The 18,483-nt window shown below is 39.4% G+C and carries 14 protein-coding genes; 8 read left to right on the forward strand and 6 right to left on the reverse strand.

All coding sequences use genetic code 11. The features are described 5' to 3' along the window. The first annotated feature begins 68 nt into the window (after nucleotides 1-68). On the forward strand, nucleotides 69-1,232 hold the full coding sequence (locus tag BMW86_RS24195; protein ID WP_089784807.1) for an FAD-dependent oxidoreductase: 1,164 nt from the start codon (nucleotides 69-71) through the stop codon (nucleotides 1,230-1,232). A 110-nt stretch (nucleotides 1,233-1,342) separates the two neighbouring features. Here the strand turns inward: BMW86_RS24195 and BMW86_RS24200 are convergent, their stop codons facing one another. Then, nucleotides 1,343-2,854 (reverse strand): glycosyltransferase family 39 protein, encoded by a 1,512-nt coding sequence (locus tag BMW86_RS24200; RefSeq protein WP_089785789.1) that lies wholly within the window; start codon nucleotides 2,852-2,854, stop codon nucleotides 1,343-1,345. Between the two features lie 305 nt (nucleotides 2,855-3,159). Beyond that, nucleotides 3,160-4,341 carry a PQQ-dependent sugar dehydrogenase gene (locus BMW86_RS24205; protein WP_177189374.1) on the reverse strand — a complete coding sequence of 394 codons (1,182 nt, stop codon included), beginning with the start codon at nucleotides 4,339-4,341 and terminating at the stop codon, nucleotides 3,160-3,162. A gap of 268 nt (nucleotides 4,342-4,609) precedes the next feature. Here BMW86_RS24205 and BMW86_RS24210 point away from each other — a divergent pair, with 268 nt between their 5' ends. The 4 genes from BMW86_RS24210 (at nucleotide 4,610) to BMW86_RS24230 (ending at nucleotide 7,681) form a co-directional block, all read left to right on the forward strand. Further along, nucleotides 4,610-5,443: an MBL fold metallo-hydrolase gene (locus BMW86_RS24210; protein WP_089784812.1), complete on the forward strand. Its 834-nt coding sequence runs from the start codon at nucleotides 4,610-4,612 to the stop codon at nucleotides 5,441-5,443. Between the two features lie 49 nt (nucleotides 5,444-5,492). Then, entirely contained in the window at nucleotides 5,493-6,128 is a 636-nt protein-coding gene (locus tag BMW86_RS24215; protein ID WP_089784815.1) for a class I SAM-dependent methyltransferase, read from the forward strand. 883 nt (nucleotides 6,129-7,011) lie between these two features. Further along, nucleotides 7,012-7,407 carry a MauE/DoxX family redox-associated membrane protein gene (locus tag BMW86_RS33390; protein ID WP_089784819.1) on the forward strand — a complete coding sequence of 132 codons (396 nt, stop codon included), beginning with the start codon at nucleotides 7,012-7,014 and terminating at the stop codon, nucleotides 7,405-7,407. A gap of 34 nt (nucleotides 7,408-7,441) precedes the next feature. Beyond that, nucleotides 7,442-7,681, forward strand: a complete 240-nt coding sequence (locus BMW86_RS24230) for a hypothetical protein (RefSeq protein WP_089784822.1) — start codon at nucleotides 7,442-7,444, stop codon at nucleotides 7,679-7,681. A gap of 41 nt (nucleotides 7,682-7,722) precedes the next feature. Here the strand turns inward: BMW86_RS24230 and BMW86_RS24235 are convergent, their stop codons facing one another. From BMW86_RS24235 to BMW86_RS24255, 4 genes are all read right to left on the reverse strand, one after another. Next, nucleotides 7,723-9,147, reverse strand: coding sequence for a RagB/SusD family nutrient uptake outer membrane protein (locus BMW86_RS24235; RefSeq protein ID WP_089784824.1), 1,425 nt, complete (start codon nucleotides 9,145-9,147; stop codon nucleotides 7,723-7,725). A gap of 10 nt (nucleotides 9,148-9,157) precedes the next feature. Beyond that, on the reverse strand, nucleotides 9,158-12,394 hold the full coding sequence (locus tag BMW86_RS24240; RefSeq protein ID WP_089784827.1) for a SusC/RagA family TonB-linked outer membrane protein: 3,237 nt from the start codon (nucleotides 12,392-12,394) through the stop codon (nucleotides 9,158-9,160). Between the two features lie 207 nt (nucleotides 12,395-12,601). Beyond that, nucleotides 12,602-13,726 carry a FecR family protein gene (locus tag BMW86_RS24245; RefSeq protein ID WP_177189375.1) on the reverse strand — a complete coding sequence of 375 codons (1,125 nt, stop codon included), beginning with the start codon at nucleotides 13,724-13,726 and terminating at the stop codon, nucleotides 12,602-12,604. A gap of 534 nt (nucleotides 13,727-14,260) precedes the next feature. Beyond that, on the reverse strand, nucleotides 14,261-14,845 hold the full coding sequence (locus BMW86_RS24255) for an RNA polymerase sigma factor (protein ID WP_089784833.1): 585 nt from the start codon (nucleotides 14,843-14,845) through the stop codon (nucleotides 14,261-14,263). A gap of 342 nt (nucleotides 14,846-15,187) precedes the next feature. On the opposite strand from BMW86_RS24255, the gene BMW86_RS24260 reads away from it, so the two are divergent. The 3 genes from BMW86_RS24260 (at nucleotide 15,188) to BMW86_RS24270 (ending at nucleotide 18,479) form a co-directional block, all read left to right on the forward strand. Then, complete coding sequence (locus BMW86_RS24260) at nucleotides 15,188-16,207, forward strand: sensor histidine kinase (RefSeq protein ID WP_089784834.1); 1,020 nt, start codon at nucleotides 15,188-15,190, stop codon at nucleotides 16,205-16,207. A gap of 3 nt (nucleotides 16,208-16,210) precedes the next feature. Next, nucleotides 16,211-16,906: a LytR/AlgR family response regulator transcription factor gene (locus tag BMW86_RS24265; protein WP_089784835.1), complete on the forward strand. Its 696-nt coding sequence runs from the start codon at nucleotides 16,211-16,213 to the stop codon at nucleotides 16,904-16,906. A 73-nt stretch (nucleotides 16,907-16,979) separates the two neighbouring features. After that, on the forward strand, nucleotides 16,980-18,479 hold the full coding sequence (locus tag BMW86_RS24270) for a hypothetical protein (RefSeq protein WP_143056683.1): 1,500 nt from the start codon (nucleotides 16,980-16,982) through the stop codon (nucleotides 18,477-18,479). Nucleotides 18,480-18,483 lie beyond the last annotated feature (4 nt).

The raw sequence follows: 18,483 nt of genomic DNA on the forward strand, positions 1-18,483 counted from the left end.
TAATAGCATATATGGCTATTTTATCTATAAATGTATAAATAGTTTTGCAGTAACAAAAAAATATAAATATGTTACTAAAAGATAAACAGGTGGCCGTTATCGGCGGTGGCCCCGCGGGATTAACCCTCGCAAGGCTTTTACAGCAACAGGGCGTGAACGTAAAGGTATATGAACGGGATGCTGATCAAAACGTGCGTCAACAAGGGTCCACACTGGACATGCATTACGATACTGGTTTGAAAGCCCTGAATGCCGCGGGATTGATGGATGAATTTAAGAAGCATTATCGTCCGGGAGCTGATAAAGGAATAATCGTTAACAGCAAAATGGACATCTTATATGATGAGCACAAAGAAAAACCCGGAGAAGACTTTGGCAATGAACTTTTCCGCCCTGAAATAGACCGTGGTTCTTTGCGTGATATGCTCATAGCCTCTCTGAAAAAGGAGAACATTGTCTGGAATGCGAGGTTCTCCGAATTGAAACCTTCGGGAACAGGTTGGGAGATACTGTTTGAAAACGGAACCAGCTCTTATGCCGATCTGGTCATTGCAGCGGACGGAGCTAACTCCAAACTAAGGAGATACATCACAGATATTCCTCCGGTATATTCAGGTGTAACCTCTATTGAAGGAAATATTTACAACGCAGAGATCAATGCGCCTAAGCTTTGGCAACTTGCAAAAGGAGGAAGCCTGTTTGCGCTGGAAAATGGCAGGACAATTTCCTTTATTACCAAAGGTGATGGCACGCTTACTTTTTTAATCGGGTTAAAAAAACAGGAAAACTGGCTCTCAGATTCAGGTATGGATTTAACAGACAGGATTTCTGTTGCAGCATGGTTTAAGCAGGAATTTGCTGACTGGAATAAGGAATGGGAGGAGTTGTTTGCCACTGATGCGTTAACGCTCGTGCCACGTCCATGGTATCATTTTCCTTCCAATCAGTATTGGAAAGCACTGCCCAATCTTACGATGATTGGAGATGCTGCTCACCGGATACCGGCATATGCAGGGGAAGGTGCCAATCAGGCACTGGCCGATGCACTGGAATTGTATGAGGCTTTATGTTACGGACAATTTAATACCATTGAGCTGGCCATCACTTCTTTTGAACAAAAAATGTTAAAGCGTTTAGTACCTATAACCGAAGAGAGTCTGCGAAATACAGAAGCCTTACACACTGAAAACAACTTACAGTTTTTGATGAATCTTTTCGGAGTTGCTTTGTAATAGTTTATTCCAGATTGTTATAACCAGATCTCGCAGAATCCGGTTTCCCATCAACAAATTAAAGAGCCTTCAGATCTTTGGATCTGAAGGCTCTTTTGGTTCGAAATATATTAGTGTTCGTTTTTTACTGCTGTAATCTCATTTATTATTCTTTTTCTAATATCAATTTTAGCACCTGTAAAAACAAATATAGTTGTTCCATACTCTCTTGCATATTGATTAGTGATCGAATCTGCAACTAAAGAAGTGTGGAAATAAGGGCTGCTTACTTTCAATTCATCGTCCCTGTCCTTATAATTTTTTACTCTTATAAGATTGGTATATTGTCTGTCAAGATTAAACCAGTTGATATAATCTGCACTAAAAGATGAGGCTTTAATTCCTTTCTTAGTGTAATAATTTATTGCACCTGCTTGTCCATAGTTATCGCAAAGGACAAGTGTTTGGTCTGGCTCAGAAAGACCTGAGTAAATACTGTCAACTTTGTGGGCTAATTCCTTCCAACCTAACATATCTGCGTAATCTTGTGGCAAAGGATGGTCTTTCCCGTCTTCCCAGCGAAGAAGTCCCAATTGCTTATACTTATGTTCGTGCATCAGAATATATTCCGGGCTTTTATTCGGGAAGGATACCTGGTACATTGGAATAAAGAAAAGGACGGGAATTAAAACAGCCAGTGGCCGTAAATATCTTCTCAAGATATTTGAAAGAAAAACGGAACCAAATGCAATATAAACAGGATAAAGCCCGATGGCGTAATAATCTTTCGCCTTGAAATAAATATAAATGGATAGTGTGAAAATGATCGTCCAAAAAAAAGATCTGTATTTTTGAAACGGTTTATAAAATAATAAAGCATATAATCCGGCAACAATAACAAACAAAGAACCGGTGAAAAAAAGCAGTTGTGACCTTAAAAACCCCCATCTGTCTACATTGACCAATTGCTTGTTGGACAATTCTTTCATATGATGAATGATAGGGAAATTATTATTGTATTGCCATAAGAGATTAGGGAGAATAAATAGTAGCCCCAATAGAATCGCTAAATAGAATTGCTTTTGTGTTAATAGTTTACGTTGTTGGGTTATCAGAATGGCCGGAAAAAATCCTAAAATTAAAAACACAATGTTGTATTTATTCAAAAATCCCAACGCAAACACCATTGCTCCGGCGAAAAGCCATTTTTGTTTTTCGGAATTTATATACTTTATGATACAAAAATATAAAGTTGTCCAGCATAGTACGTCTAGCGAATTGGGTTGATACAGGGTGTTTAACCGCAGCAAAACTGAAAATAAAACACAGGTAGCTCCCAGGATTAGTGCAAATAAGTTTCCATTTAGTTCTTCAATCGTCTTCCAAACTACCCAGATCGTTAACGCGCCAAAAAGTGCCGGGAAAAACTTAATCAGAAATATGGTATTTCCTGATATCGAAATTAAATAGGAAATCCAGGAAGTTACAGGAGGAACAGATAAATATCCCCAGGCCAAATGGTGTGCCTGGTCAAGGTGTAAATATTCATCCCTTTGTAATTCATATTCCGGGCTTATCAGAATGCTCTGCAGGGCAAATTTAAGAATGATAAATCCTATTAAGATTATTGACCTTCTTGTCATTAACGCCGGTTTTTCTTTCTGGGTTAGTGTCATAGATTTATACAGTTCATAAATTTACGTACCTTTTTTCAGGAATAAAGGACCTTCTTATATAAAGCTAATATGATAAATCTACCATTGATAGTACACTAATGGATATAAACAGACTTAGAATTGAACTCGAATCAGTAGTAAATAAATATGCTAAAGATAGAAAAGTAATATAAATTGGTTCGCTCACGCCGATCGAAAAGAAAAGAGGGCGCCTCAATTACTTTTGAAGATACCCTCTTTTCTTTGCAGTCCTGATGTATTAAATGCAGCATTTAGATTGATGTAACACGGTATACACTGTTCCCGGTATTGGATACAACATACACTTCTCCGCTTTCAGTTTCTCCAAAATCTACAATTCCTGTCGGAGAAAGTGTTTGAGTAGTAACATCCCATCCGGAGCCATTAGGAACAATTTTATAAAAAATACCTGAATAGAAATCAGCGCTCAGGTAACAGCCCTGCAAAGCGGGGTATGTAGTACCTCTGTAAACTACCCCTCCTGTAATACTTGCAGCAGGATTCTGTGTGGCATAAGTATGCACAGGGAAGATATAATTTGTTCCCGTACATCCGGAAGAGTTATATGTGGCATTACCTTCATAACAGCGCCATCCGTAATTAGTTCCTGAAGTAGCTGCTGCTGCGCGGAAATTAATTTCCTCCCACGAATCCTGCCCAACATCACCTATCCACATATCCTGGGTGGCTTTATCAAAGCTCCAGCGATAGGGGTTACGCAGCCCATAAGCATATACTTCATTTGAAAAAGGATTGCCTGCAGGAATAGTATAATATGGAGCAGTGGTAGAAGTATTAACGGCCATACGTAATATTTTACCCAGCAACACAGAAGTATTCTGCGCATTGTTGGGAACATCACCACTACCACCACCATCACCGGTAGATAAATACAGATATCCATCACTACCGAAGTGAAGCTCTCCTCCATTATGGTTTGCATTGGTGGGATGTGGGATGGTTAGTACGATCACTTTTGATGCAGCATCCAACGTATTCGGACTACCACTATTTACATGATACCTGGCAAGCTCAAGGTTGCCTGCTGTATTGGTATAATAAACATAAACAAACCCATTCGTTGAATAGTTAGGGTGAAAGGCCATACTGAGCAGACCTCTTTCACCACTGGTACTCACATTTGATACGGTGCCAAATACAGAAAGAAAATTAAAGGTAGAATCATATACTCTTATAGTGCCTGCTTTTTGCACAATAAAAACACGTTTACTGCCATCACCCGCATGCACAAACTGCATAGGAGCACTTAAGCCGGAAGAAATGACCGATGTCAGCGATATCTGAGGTGCCGCAGCGGGGACTGGTTCCTTTTTAATAACGTCATCTTTTTCTGTTTTACAGCTTGGCATTAAAACTGCCATTAGAGCTACAGACAACAACTGTCGGGGAAATACACTTAATAGATTTTTCATACTTTGAGGGTTAAGATTAAAATTAAAAAAGGGTCTCATCAGGACTGATTCATGGATAGTTAGCATCTTGCTGTACTATCATAAATATACCCAATTATCATCATCACCGGTACCTTACAGATAAATTTTATGTGAATAAGAAATTCCGGATTGGACAACTTGGTTTTACGAAGGCTGCTATATTTCGTAGATGTCAATAAAATAGCAAGAATCAGATTGCGCGACTGTTTAGTCTGGTCTACTTTGCAGTTCAACAATCCCTTTTCCTATGAAACGCAGAGACCTTATCCGCACCATCGCCTCAGCAGCATCTTTAAACCTGCTTGCGCCCCTGGCAAGAGGTGCGGCAGCAGGGTGGGTAAAGCCTTCTCCGGGTGGCATGCGTATACAGCGTTTAGCATGGGCCGGTATAAAGATCGAGTGCGATACGACTACTCTCTTTATTGATGCTACTTCTTCTGATGAATACAAGGACATGAAGCTGGAGGTCTCGACCGAAAACCGGCATGCCCTTATCACGCACCATCATTCCGATCACTACGATCCCGCTGCGTTGAAAACTGTTTTTGACAAGAAAAGTCGGTTATACTGTTCCGTGGATACCATTCCCTGGATCGATACGCGGGATATCAGGGTTCAACCGGTTCCGTTATATCATCCCATCGATGTCTCCCGCTGGACAGGTGACCTGGTGGCGATACCCGTACCGGCGGTGGATGGCTTCGGACATCCCCAGGTATCATGGGTAGTACAGGCCGGCGGCAAAAAGATCATTCATTGTGGTGATACGCTCTGGCATGGTTACTGGCGGGACATCGGTATTGCATACGGTCCTTTTGATATTGCCTTCATGCCCATCAATGGTGCGAGGCTTAACCAGGGACAGGTGAACGACACGGGTATCCCGGCCGTGCTGGGGCCCGAACAGGCGGTAGTAGCTTCAAAGCTGCTGCGGGCACGTATGGTTTGCCCTATTCACTATGGCAGACCGGAAAGCGACTATTTTGAGACCCCTGATCCCGAAGGCAATTTTCTGCGTTTTGCCAGGGAAAGAGGCGCTGTCCCTCTTTTATTAAAACAAGGGGAATGGACTAACGTCTAAACAAGCAAGTTAGTAAATACGTAACTTGCCGGCATAATAAAAAGGGCTTATGATAAATGAAACCGAAAAACCTGAATTCTGGGAAAAAAGCTTTATCGAAAAACAGGAGATGTGGGGCTTTGAACCATCAAAATCGGCAGTATTGACGAAGGATTTTTTTCTTCAAAACTCAGTCAAAAATATGCTCATTCCCGGAATTGGTTACGGACGGAACGCGCAAATTTTCAGAGACAACGGAATAGTTGTAACAGGGATTGAGATATCACAAACGGCTATTGAAATGGCAAGAAAACATTACGGAACAGAGATGATTATCTATCATGGTTCTGTTACTGATATGCCATATGATACATGCCAATACGATGGAATATTCTGCTATGCTTTAATTCATTTACTGGACAGTAACGAAAGAACGAAACTCATCCACGACTGCTATAATCAACTAGCTGAAAATGGCTATATGATTTTTACTGCTATTTCAAAAGAAGCCCATACCTATGGCAAAGGCAGATTTGTTAGCAAGGATCGTTATGAAATATTCGATGGTGTTAACATGTTCTTTTATGATAGGGAATCGATCAGTGAAGAGTTTGGCAAAGCTGGATTATTTGATATCACAGAAGTGACCGAGAATTTTCCATTCTTTTTAATTAAATGTAGAAAGGCAATGACAAAAGCTATTTAGGTAGTGGCAGAGACGGCGGCAATGGGGGGATGGGGGAACGATCAATGTAACATTTAATTCTACCGCAAAATGTCCCTGCATTCTTTATTTCAACCAGGGTGGTATGGGAGGAAGCGGTGGAGAGGGAGGACGGGCTATCGGCGTCGTTTCGATAACAGGTAGCCAAGGTAACGACGGAGCACATGGCAGATTTGGACCGCCTGTTTTTATTAAAGATACCACGGGGAAAATAATGTGGATCGCTGATAATCCGTGGTGATTGGGACTACAAATTCATAAATAAAAAATTGAATGACAGGTATTTCGTTGCGGAAGCCTTAATATTTCACTCTGTACACAGTTATTGACTGCTTATTACTTTCCACTGGAATCTTAAAAAGTTCATTTGAGCGTTTATAACATATGAACATAAATTAATAATCCTTATCAGTTAATACCAGTCATGATATAAGAAATCAGTATATCTAATTTCATCCCACCTTGTCCGCAATGCCCATTTTGTTCCAGATTTCGTTATCTTAGTATAAGCATGTTTGTTCGAATTTCTTGATATCAGCATTTATTTCAGGGGACAATTAACCAAAATCAAAAGATCAGTAAAGGGGGCATTAGATTTTCAAGCAAGATTCTTATTAAATCTTCCGCATTTATGAAAACAATCACAAGTACCTAGAAGGTACTGCAAATAGTACTATTAAAAAGATCAAATGACGTATTTAATTCCGGAGGTGCCGGGGTAAATATTGCGTTGTTGTCAATCTGCACCCAGTTGCATCGACAACCATTCCTCTCAAAAAAAGCATTTCTCTCAAAATATAACCTCATAACCATGAAAAGCAGAATAGTTCTGGCTTCGATCAAGTATGCATTCTTTTTTTTATTCATGTATGCCAGCTTCAGTAAGCTCATGGCTTACGACTACTATCTGTATGACCTTAAAAGATCTCCACTTTTAAGCAATTATGCCACAATCATAGCCATCCTCGTACCCAGTACAGAGTTGTTAGTAGCAGGATTATTACTTTCCGACAAAACCAGTAAAGGAGGCTTATTGGGTTCGCTGGCCCTTATGATACTGTTCACGCTCTATGTAAGCTATGTACTTTTTTTTACCTCCTCCAGACCATGCACCTGCGGGGGAATTATCCGGAATTTGACCTGGCCGCAACATCTTCTTTTCAATCTGTTCTTTTTGATCCTGTCCATTCTTGGAATTTACTTGCAAACCAGGTTCCAACATTCAACATACATCTTTACAGGGGAAGCCGAAAACCTATAGAGTAGGCACAATCCTTCATCTTCAATCAATCATTATGAACAAAGCAAAATTACTGGTTGCAGTACTTCTTACTCTCGGAGCTGCAGGTGCAGCTCACGCAACCAAAGCAAAGGCCTTTATGGGGTATGTATACAGTGGCGGCGTGTACACTTCCGTCTACGTACCTTACGATTGTCCGGAAACAGGTTATGGATGCATTTATACCTCCTGGAATGGTAACACTTACCAGGTGTATATGCAATCCGGAATCCAATTTTATCCAGTAAAACCGTGACTGTTTATCAGGAACCAGCCGTCACTGGTTCCTGATCATCTTCAATTGTATCCCTCATTTTGAACCAGATTAGGATTTTTAATCAGTTCGCTCTCCGGAATAGGCCAGTACTTCATAGTAGGAATCCATGTCCGCTCTTTTAACAGATTCGCAGCCGTCATTACAGCGTCTAAAAGTCCGGTCCTTTTAAGATCAAACCATCTAAGCCCCTGTTCAGCAAATAACTCAATCTGCCGCTCTTTCATAATAGTAGTCAGTAGCATTTTCAGGCTATAGCTGTCAGCCTTGATGGGCGGCAAACCAGCTCTCACCCTAATCATGTTAACGTCTGCTACTGCACCTGACAGATTACCCGTATATGCCCTTGCCTCAGCCCGAATCAGGTACTGCTCAGCCAGTCTGAAAACTATAGAGCATTCTTCCTGTTTATCACCATTAATAATCTTGTACTTATAAGGAAAATAATAGTTTCTTGCAGGAACTACATATTGATCTGAAAAAGTGCCCACCCATTCTTTCCTGCGTTCATCTCCTTCCTCAAACTGTAGCAACAAGCTATTACTGATACTAATCCTGCTGTTACTAAACGGGGAATTACTTAGAATGAACTTATTACCTTCTGAAGTATTGATATTAGATGAATTAGGTGTACCTGCCTCAAGCTGCCATATCGTCTCACGGCTCGCTCTTAAAAAAACCTTTTTAATGGGTTCCATTGAATAGTCCCTATTATTGTTAATAAGCATAGTCGCCATTGAATCCGCTTCGCTATAGCGGCGCATGTATAAATAAACCCTGGACAGCATTGCGGTTGCAGTTGCCTTATTGGGTCTTAAACGTTCGTTTGTATAGGTCACACCATCTCCTCCAACATAATGCTCATCAAGAAGAGACTGTGCGGTATCTAAATCTGAAACGATCTGATTATACACTTCTGTAATTGGAGAACGACCTAAATACTTATTTTTGTCTACATCTGGTGTCAAGGGCAGAGGAATATTACCATAAAAATTAACCAGATAGAAGAACCAGTAGGCTCTAATGAAAAACATCTCACCAATCAATTGCTTTTTTAATGCATCACTCAAATTATGTGAGTTGGGACAGGCCTCTATTGTTATGTTAGCAGCGAGTATAAAATTATAGGCAGCTATCCAGAACTTCTCATTGTACAAATTTGATTTAGAATCGATATTGTTTCGGTAGATTTGATTTTCATCAGGATTGGAGGGATTAATCAATTCGTCTCCGTAAAGGCCGGTAAAAGATGCTAAACAATACGGAGATGCATACAAGTGATCATGCATACTTGCTGCTAACCCTCTGAATGTTCCATTTGCTAAATCTTTATCCCGATAAACTTCGTCGGATTTTATCCGGTCACTTTCTATTTTCTCGTTAAAAAACTGATCACACAGATTACAGGAAAATAATAATAAAGTAAGTAGTATAGATATATATTTCATAAATGGAATTTTAAAGTGAAGCCTTTATCATAAAATTGACAAACCTCATAGCTGGTAGCGAAGGTCTAACAGCTATTTGCGCTGTTGCCGGATCAAGACCACTGAACCGGGTTATCATAAACAGGTTTTGCGCTTGCAAGTGAAGGCTTATATTTTGAAGAATTGTACGTTTGTACAGTTTAGCAGGAATACACAAGGAAATAGACAGATTTTTCAGCAAAAAAAATGAACCGTCCTTTAGCATCGCATCGCTGTGTTTGAAATCTATGATATTCTGATCCATATCCTCATTCAATGCGGAATAACGGGGATAAGATGCATGATCACCTGGTTTACTCCATCTGCCCAGCAAATAAGTTGTTTGGCTTGCACCATTGGTTAGGAACTTACCAGGAGTTCCCAGACTTACGAAATCATAGCTTCTCTGTTTAACATACTGCAGAAAAATGTCGATGCTAATCCCCTTATAGGTAAAACTATTACTAAAACCACTAAACCATTTCTGTCCTGTAAACTCAAAATGCTCATCCATCTTATTTAATTTTCCATTTCCATCCAGATCATCAAAAACAGCACGACCAGTTTCTTTATCCACATATTTAAAATGATACAGTGGGCGAACAGTCAGCGGATGCCCTACGGCAAATTCACCTGCATATTTAGACGAAGAAATACCCGGGTAGTATTTTAGTTCATTTGAAGGGATAGTAATATTAAACGAGCTTCGCCAATTTATTGGACCCAGGGATATATCTGCAGTATACATTGCCAATTCAAAACCTTTGTTTTCTGTAACGATTGGAAGATTTTGGGTCATCCATTCGGAGCCTGTAACTGCTGATATTGGAGATTTTACCAATTGATTTTTACTCCAGTTGCGATAATAAGACATTTCTAAAAAAAGAAAATCCCTGATCCCCAGCTCAAGAGCAATTTCCGATTTATTAATAATCTCCCACCAATACAATGAGCTTCTACCCTGAGTTGGAAGTAAACCGGAACTACCAAAGGTACCAGGTACAATTGTATACGTACTTACAAACCGATTATCTGCTATCTGGTCATTCCCCGTCGTGCCAATACTAGCCCGAAGCTTACCGAAAGTAATAAAAGGCAAATGGTTTTTAAAAAAACGTTCTTTGTAAAAAAGCCATGCAATACCAAAAGCGCCAAACAATGCATATCTTTTTTTGGGATCAAATTTACTGCTCCCTTCATATCTACCCGTGAAGTTTGCGACATACTTTTCCGCATAATTATATCCCAACCGCATAAAAACAGATCCATAACTGTATTTACTGGTATTGGGAATTAACTTCAACAATTCCTTATTAAAACTGGTCATAAATTCTTCATTGGGAGACCAGGCTGTATTCAGTAAATATCGTTGCTGATCACTTCTCTGAACCGAGACACCAGTCAGGATGTTGAGCGAGTGTTTATCTATTAGTGTATCAAAATTCAACTGTGGTTCCAATATCCATGAATTGAGCTTATTTGAGCCCAGTGAATAAGTTGCTATATTACTTTCATTAGGCACCTGGTATAAGCTAAAAGGGCTTATTGCCTCATCTCTGAAATGGGTAGCGTAGTACCCTGCATTTAACTTAAATTTTATACCGCGATATAAAGGACCGGAAATAGATAGATTAGCCAGGACATTATTCGAAAACGAGTAGGACCTGTTAAGTGCTGTGGCCAAAGGATTCAGGAATGTACCATTTTCATTGTTCAGGTGACCTGAACCATCGAAAATATTTGGTGCGTGAGGTGCCATAAAAATTTTCTGTGTAAAATCAGTCTGTGGTAAATCCGTGTAACTATTCGCATAATTCAAGTTTAAGCTTACTTTAAAAGTACCTGTGTCATATTGAAGAACTCCTTTCACAAAAGTTGTCCTATTCACATTATAACCAGGATATACTGTTCCTTCACTATGTCGGGCAAGATCAAGCAAAAATGATATTGGCCCTTTTTTACTACTTACAGTCAGGATTTCTTTGTCAGTATTTGCGATTCCACCAATTAACATATCTTGCCAATCGATGCTACCGGATGAATGCCAGCTCCCATTAAGGTCATAATCAGTTTGCCCCGCAGATGTATGATCATTCCGGAAGGCTTCTTGTCTCATTGTCAGATATTGCTCAGCGTTCATCAGTTTCAGCCTTCTTATTACTTTACCGTAGCCGTGTGAAACGGTAAGACATACTGTAGTTTTGCCGGGAAGTGCCTTTCTTGTCGTAATAAAAACTACTCCATTTGCGGCCCTTGAACCATAAATAGCTGTAGCATCGGCATCTTTTAACACAGTTATGTTTACAATATCTTCTGATCTGAGATAAGAAAATGGAGTTAAGCTCCCTGCAGCATTTATTACCTGGGAAAAAGAAGCACTATAGTACGGTACGCCATCGACAATATATAATGGATCGTTTTCATTCTGAAGGCTGTTTAACCCTCTGATGGTTATTTTTGCCATTGCTCCTGTAAGACCGGAATTTTCAGAAATATATACTCCGGTTACTCGTCCGGATATTGCCGTCAATGGACTACCCACAGGCTGTTTTTGAATATCTGCTCCCGCTATGATCACAACGCTGCCTGTATTTAATTCTTTGCGGGTAAAGTAATATCCCTTTGCAACATGTTCATTCATCAGCGTGGTAGAACGTATTAAAGAACAGTTCAACTCTTTACCAACAAAATATTTTACTTCCTTATCTTCAAAACCTAAACTTCTAATGATTACAATGCCGTTTTCCGGGATGTCTGTTAAAACAAAATGACCATTTCCATCAGTACTTACAGCCTTTTTGCTGCTCTTTACCGTAACCCTGGCCCCGGGGACTCTATTATTGTTCAGTTCAAAAACAGTACCTCTCAGCGTATCTTTAACTGCCGGTTTCCCAATATTTTTATCCGTTTTATCAGGAAAGCTGGAACCGGGTTTAACTTTAAAATGAATATAAATGGTACTATCCGTAATTGAATAATCATAATCTGTTTTCTCAAAGATCCTATCAAGTCCTTCTTTCAGAGGTACATTTTGAATGCTAATATTACCAGGCTTAATTGATTTTGGTTGCTTGATCTCTTCGTAAACAGACGTATAACCTGTCTGCTTCCTTATGCTTACCATTACATCCCATAAAGATCGATTTTTGGTATTCTCGCTTATTTCCTGGGCATTTATTTGTTTAGCATATCCTAAAATAAGACACATCAACAATAGAAAGGACTTCATGCTGTTGTATAATTTTTTGTTAATATTTTAATAAAACTCTGCTGGCTGCGCATAAAAATCGCATTAATACTCTACCATTAGCATCGTTAAGATTCAGTAGGGATTTAATAAAATAAATCCCTCAAAAGCAAATCCATGTTTCAGGCCTAAGTCTGATACTTGGTTACTTGCAAATGAGGGAGAAGATGATGGAAATATTTATTCGGTCTAAATTGCTTTCACAACACGTCCATCAAGAGAAAGTTTAATTCCTGATGCACGTTCAACCTTTTCTAGCACCTTGAGTAATAAATCACTCCTGCGGCATTCCGCATTGATCACTTTATCGTCTTTAATGCTACTCGTATCAATCCTTACATCGTACCATCTGCTAATCTGTTTCAGCGCTTCACTAAGCGGTGTTTCATTGAAAATAAAAAAACCATTTTTCCATGCAATAACTTCATCGACATTTATGTCTTTCAGAAGTGAATGCTGTTCACTAAGTACCATCTGCTGGCCAGGTATCAAATTTTTAGAAACCTGAGATGAGTTATTACGAACTACGATCTTGCCATCTACCAGGGTAGTTAGTACAGCTTCTCCGGTGTAAGAGCTAATATTAAAAGTAGTTCCCAACACCTTTACCGTCTGGTTATTACTATTAACTTCAAATGGGCTGTTCTGATCTTTCGATATTACAAAATAACCTTCCCCAGTTAACGTCACAGTTCTACCGTTCTTCCTGAATGCTGTAGGAAAACGTAAGGTTGTAGCGGCATTCAATTCAACTATACTTCCATCCGGCAAGGTTATCTTATATTGACCGGCGTTAGGGACCTGCAGTACATTCGTCGCTGTATCACTGTTATTAACTGCACTCTGGACGTATTGACACACAATCTGTTTGTCATCCACCTTGTTAATACTTACACCATTTAATAAGGCTAACTGTCCATTTGGAGCAGTCTGCAAATCTATATGCGTTCCATTGGTTAATATCAGCGTACCTTTATTACTACCTGGTGGGATGTCCTTAATGACGTTAACGGTAGCATTATGATAGTCGTTATTTAATAAATACTTGTTGGTTAGAATCACCATACCCGCGATTACAGCAGCAGCAGCTATAGAAATATTTTTAACGATCCGTATTCTCCCGATTCTTCTTTCCTCGTTAATAAGCCTTTGCCAACACTTTGTTTTAAAATGTTCGGTCGTTTCAAAATCTGGTTTTTGCGTATTCTTCAACGCAATCTCATTGTACCATGTTTTCACAACTGCAGATTCGTATTCACTGCATTGACCATCCAGGTACCTTTTAAGTAAGTTGTTTCCATCATGTGGGGTCATAATGATCATTTTGTTTAAGTTTTAGCTATTATCATTGTCTTTTCTTCTAAATAATGATGTTATCGTATGGTAAATCAACCACAAAATGTATTTGATTACCTCCAGGATTTCTGTACTGTTCATGCTGCCAGGACGGGCAAGTATAATTAAACCCAGTATCACGAGAATACCTGGCAACAGCAACATAACAAGTAAAAACTGATACCAGTTGAGATTACTGCTAGCCATTGACATCAACATATACGCTATGCTATAGGTAATAGTGATCCAAAAAAATCCGGTTATCCAGAGCCGTTTCATAAATAATTTGTTATTAGTATGTTTTTTTAAGCATGGCATAGCCATCTCCCGCCATGAGGAGGAGTATATCATCAGATATAATTTAGCTATAGGCTAATTACTGCCCGGGTGTGGCCAATTAATAGGCCAGATGAATCTGTTTTTCAGCATGACAATATTTTTTGTATGATTGGTTCTACATACTAAAACAAACAAGGGGGTATAAATCGGCAAGTCATAATGAATTTTTTTTTATCACTTAGATAACAAGAGGATCATTAGCATTAGACATAAGAAAAAACGCATCCTGATCCAGGCCCGCAACTTCAGTGACCCGTTATATAGGTGTTTTTTCACACCTTCTTCACTAATCCCGACTCTCTCAGCGATCTCTTTGGCATCCAGATATTCTTTAAAACTCATTTTGAAGATTCTGCCCATCTTCTCAGGCATTTCTTTAATCGCCTCGTCAACTATATTATTGTAGAGAATATCCAATTCCTGATTATCTATTGAGATATTGGACCGTTGCATTACATCTTGCAGGTGGCTCTGAAATCGCTTTTTTCTGTGAAATTGAGTAATAATATTATTCTGTACGCAAGTGTATAAAAATGCCTTAAGTTGACGTTCAGAAAGGAAGCGCATTTTCCTGGCTAACATGGAGAAGAAAGCGTCATGAACAACATCTTTGGCATAAGTATCACTTCCCAGCATATTTTTTGCATGTGAGAATAGAGGTGCAAAGTACTTGTCATATATATAGCTCCTCGCATTTTTGTCTCGTTGGCTTAATCTGAGCATCAGTTCTGCATCAGCCATGGTTTCATAACGATTCATGTGGAGATTGTTTTGGGTTTGAAAATCGCAGCAAAACTAAAGATATTTTAATTTAAAAATTCGTACATGCAAATGCGTTAACCAGAGATTAACATAGATGGATAACAATAATATTAGGCTTTTTATAGCATTATTTTTATAAATATTTGTTAAACGGATGTTACATTTTTCAGGTAAGTGCAAGCGAGGGAGCATGAAGGCAGTACTAAAGCCTATCCCTGTTATGTTGGCCTTTATCCGGACAGCTCTGCTTTTATCTCCGGAATATGCCACTACGTCGAACCTTTTTAACTCTTTGTCTATAATAAAGTTTTCCTCTCAAAGACTGACTATTTTGCAGTCATGAAAACAAGGATATCTGTCATTCTTACTCACCTTCTTTTCCTTGCGGGATTTGTCAGTTTCCCGGTTTTCACAATGCCGTCTTTAGGAGCGCGTATTCATTTAAATGCAGAAGAATTCTCCCGGTCACTGGTTCTAAATAATATATTGGCTGCTGCAGGATATTATCTGAATTACTATTATTTCATTCCTTCATTTAATCTTAAAAGAAAATATGTACACTATACGATTTCATTATTGCTGACAGCCTGTATCTATCTTCTTATCCCTTCTGCGTGTAATATTGTTTTAAACTGGTTAGCGCTACATTTTCACTTTGTTGATTCATTGGTCATGCCCATCGGTCCATTACTGATGCTCACACTGGCCTTTATGCTTTCTTATATCTTACATAAGCATAATGAATGGAAGCAATCGCAACGGGATAAGATGGAAATAGAAATGCAGAAAAATGCTGCGGAGATGATTTTACTTAAGAATCAGATCAATCCTCACTTTTTCTTCAATACTTTAAATGGCATCTATGCTTTGGCGATCCGGCAATCTGATAATACTGCATCTGCTATATTACAGCTGTCACAAATGATGCGATATGTGTTGTATGACAGTGAGGACGAAAAGGTATTGCTGGAAAAGGAAATTGCTTACATGTGTGGATATGTAAAGATGCAGCAGATGCGACTGGGGAGTAATAACAGCGTAACCTTTGAAATAAATGGTACTGCTACGGGATTGACTATTGTCCCATTATTAATGATACCATTTATAGAGAATAATTTCAAATATGGAATATCGGGCAACCAGGAAACACGGATGAGCATTATTATTGACCTCACCGAAGAGGTACTTAGATTCAGATCGAAAAATACGATTGTCCTTCGTAATCAGGATGATGATCATAAAGGGATAGGTATCAGTAACGTCAGGCGCCGGCTGGACTTAGCATATCACGACCGGCACGATTTGTTTATCAGCGAACTGTCGGATGAATTTGTTGTTCAACTGGAAATAAAACTCTAAACGATGTTACATTGTATTGCTATTGATGATGAACCGCTTTCTCTCGACATACTGAAAGCTTACAGTGAACCCCTGAATCATATAACACTGGCCTGTACCTTTACCAGTACTGCGCTGGCCAGACAATATCTCGACAACAACACAGTAGACCTTATATTCCTGGATATTGAAATGGCAGATATTGACGGTTTGTCTTTTTACAGATCGCTTAATACAAAGCCTATGGTCATCTTTACCACAGCCTATAGTAATTACGCTGTTCAGGGCTTTGAGGTGGCAGCGCTGGACTATCTGTTAAAGCCGATCAGCACGGAGCGCTTTTTGCAGGCGACTCAGAAAGCCAGCCATTTTATGGCTTTCCATCAGCATAATACATCTTTCCTTAGTGTCAGATCAGAATATCAGACTAAGAAGATCGCGTTGTCTGAAATATTGTATATAGAAGGACTAAATAATCATGTAAAGATCTATACAGATAATTGTCCCAGACCTATCCTTTCAATGATGTCCATGAAAGAGATCTTATCAAAATTGTCAGGCCGGAGATTCACCAGGATACACCGGTCATATATTGTCGACTTATCAAAGGTAACATCCTATAATAGCCGCTATATCTTCATAGGAAATAAGCAATTCCCTATTGGTGAGACTTATCGCGATGTAACAAAACAACTATCTGCCGGTTCTCCATTATTTTAGGCGGATTCTCCCATTTGTTTTTTAAGCAAAGATCTCACACTATAGATTTGTAAGGGATTACTAAAGATATACTATGAAATTTTTGTTACGAATGCTGATGCTTATGTCATTGTGTTGCGAAGGATATGCTCAGCGTCCGTTACCACCGCCTTTACAGGTTAACGGTATGCAAAAGATCTTAATCGAAGAAAACAATAAAACCGGTACTAAAGATACTGTCAAACAAGGGAGTTTTATAAAATTATGGTTCTGGTCGGATGGAAAAAGGGTGATGGAACAACCATTGATAAGAAGTGATTTTAACCGTCATACTTATTATATCGAATCTAATCTGGTAGCAATAACGGATAGTGCATTGATCTTTGTAAAACGCCCTCCTTTTATCCCTTTGCCGATTCCTTTACCTCTGGGGTCATTAGACTTCGATACTGTTAAGATTGTAGATATAACATCGTTCAGGGCGTTGAACAGAAGTGTAGACGGTGCCGTTAAAGGCGCCGTTATGATGCCAACTATGTCGTTCATGCCGGAATATTTTACCACTTTCCCTGGTATGCTCTTTATGATGCCATCCATGCAGATTGGGACTACCTTTTTGGGAGATGCTGTATTCCGGTTTCACAGAATGAAACGAAAGAATCCACGCTTCCGGCTGACGGTGGGAGAGATGCCCGCTGATTCAATGTATTATATTAAGAGACGAAAACTACTGAATGAAAAAGATTATGAATGGGAGATCGAACGCTTGGAACGTTACGATAAGATGTACAGCAGAATAAAACATGATCTTTCTGATCAGATACTGGATGAATTTGTAGGGAATCGTATTATTAGCGTGTCCCTTGGATCTATGTTTGTTGCCGGGTATGCTAAAGGGGCCGAAGATCTTAATACAAGAGTGAATATCTCGGAACGGAAATTTATATTCGGGTTGTCTTCAGAGCATTTCATTTCACAAAAGCATCGTGTAGGGATAGAGATACAAATGAATAGAACTGAAAAGTTTACTTCTTTAACATCAGGATCATCATCTATGCATATTACCGGTAGTACGGGCATGATCCTTTCAAACTTTGCCTATATAAAGTTTGGTCTGGGCGGCCTTTACAATGAGCGTTATAAGAGCAAACTAAGGGCGCAGATCGCTGTATTGGATGAAGACGTAATCAGAGAAGCTGATGACGCGAACGTTGGTTTTATTCAGTCAAAAAGGGCCTTTCTAAGAACAAAACTAACTGCAGAACCTAAACCATATTTCATGTTCGGGGCAGGTGCGGTGAATACGACACTGATCCGGTTCAAGGGGAGTATGAGTAGCGGTATGAATACCACCGATTATTCACAGCAAAAGTTTGCCCTTGAGGCCGGGCCGGGAATCTTTTCCAGACTGGGGCGCCGACTTACTTATGATATGTCGGTAAAGTACCTGTGGAGCCCTGATTATACGCCTTCAATAGGAGGTTTGACAAGCTATAGTGGTGTAAGGTTGCAGTTTAATGTCGGGTATATGGTAGGCGCCAGCTTTGTAAGAATGAGAAGACAGTTGAGATCAATCTCAACGAACAGGGAATAGTATG

Origin of the sequence: Chitinophaga sp. YR573 (genome assembly GCF_900110995.1) — a bacterium.
GTDB lineage: Bacteria > Bacteroidota > Bacteroidia > Chitinophagales > Chitinophagaceae > Chitinophaga.

Coding starts and splice junctions, on each gene's coding strand:
- BMW86_RS24235 (WP_089784824.1), bottom strand. CDS start 9,147: ATGAAATATATATCTATACTACTTACTTTATTATTATTTTCCTGTAAT.
- BMW86_RS24270 (WP_143056683.1), top strand. CDS start 16,980: ATGAAATTTTTGTTACGAATGCTGATGCTTATGTCATTGTGTTGCGAA.
- BMW86_RS24205 (WP_177189374.1), bottom strand. CDS start 4,341: ATGAAAAATCTATTAAGTGTATTTCCCCGACAGTTGTTGTCTGTAGCT.
- BMW86_RS24195 (WP_089784807.1), top strand. CDS start 69: ATGTTACTAAAAGATAAACAGGTGGCCGTTATCGGCGGTGGCCCCGCG.
- BMW86_RS24245 (WP_177189375.1), bottom strand. CDS start 13,726: ATGACCCCACATGATGGAAACAACTTACTTAAAAGGTACCTGGATGGT.
- BMW86_RS24200 (WP_089785789.1), bottom strand. CDS start 2,854: ATGACAAGAAGGTCAATAATCTTAATAGGATTTATCATTCTTAAATTT.
- BMW86_RS24215 (WP_089784815.1), top strand. CDS start 5,493: ATGATAAATGAAACCGAAAAACCTGAATTCTGGGAAAAAAGCTTTATC.
- BMW86_RS33390 (WP_089784819.1), top strand. CDS start 7,012: ATGTATGCCAGCTTCAGTAAGCTCATGGCTTACGACTACTATCTGTAT.
- BMW86_RS24240 (WP_089784827.1), bottom strand. CDS start 12,394: ATGAAGTCCTTTCTATTGTTGATGTGTCTTATTTTAGGATATGCTAAA.
- BMW86_RS24255 (WP_089784833.1), bottom strand. CDS start 14,845: ATGAATCGTTATGAAACCATGGCTGATGCAGAACTGATGCTCAGATTA.
- BMW86_RS24230 (WP_089784822.1), top strand. CDS start 7,442: ATGAACAAAGCAAAATTACTGGTTGCAGTACTTCTTACTCTCGGAGCT.
- BMW86_RS24210 (WP_089784812.1), top strand. CDS start 4,610: ATGAAACGCAGAGACCTTATCCGCACCATCGCCTCAGCAGCATCTTTA.
- BMW86_RS24265 (WP_089784835.1), top strand. CDS start 16,211: ATGTTACATTGTATTGCTATTGATGATGAACCGCTTTCTCTCGACATA.
- BMW86_RS24260 (WP_089784834.1), top strand. CDS start 15,188: ATGAAAACAAGGATATCTGTCATTCTTACTCACCTTCTTTTCCTTGCG.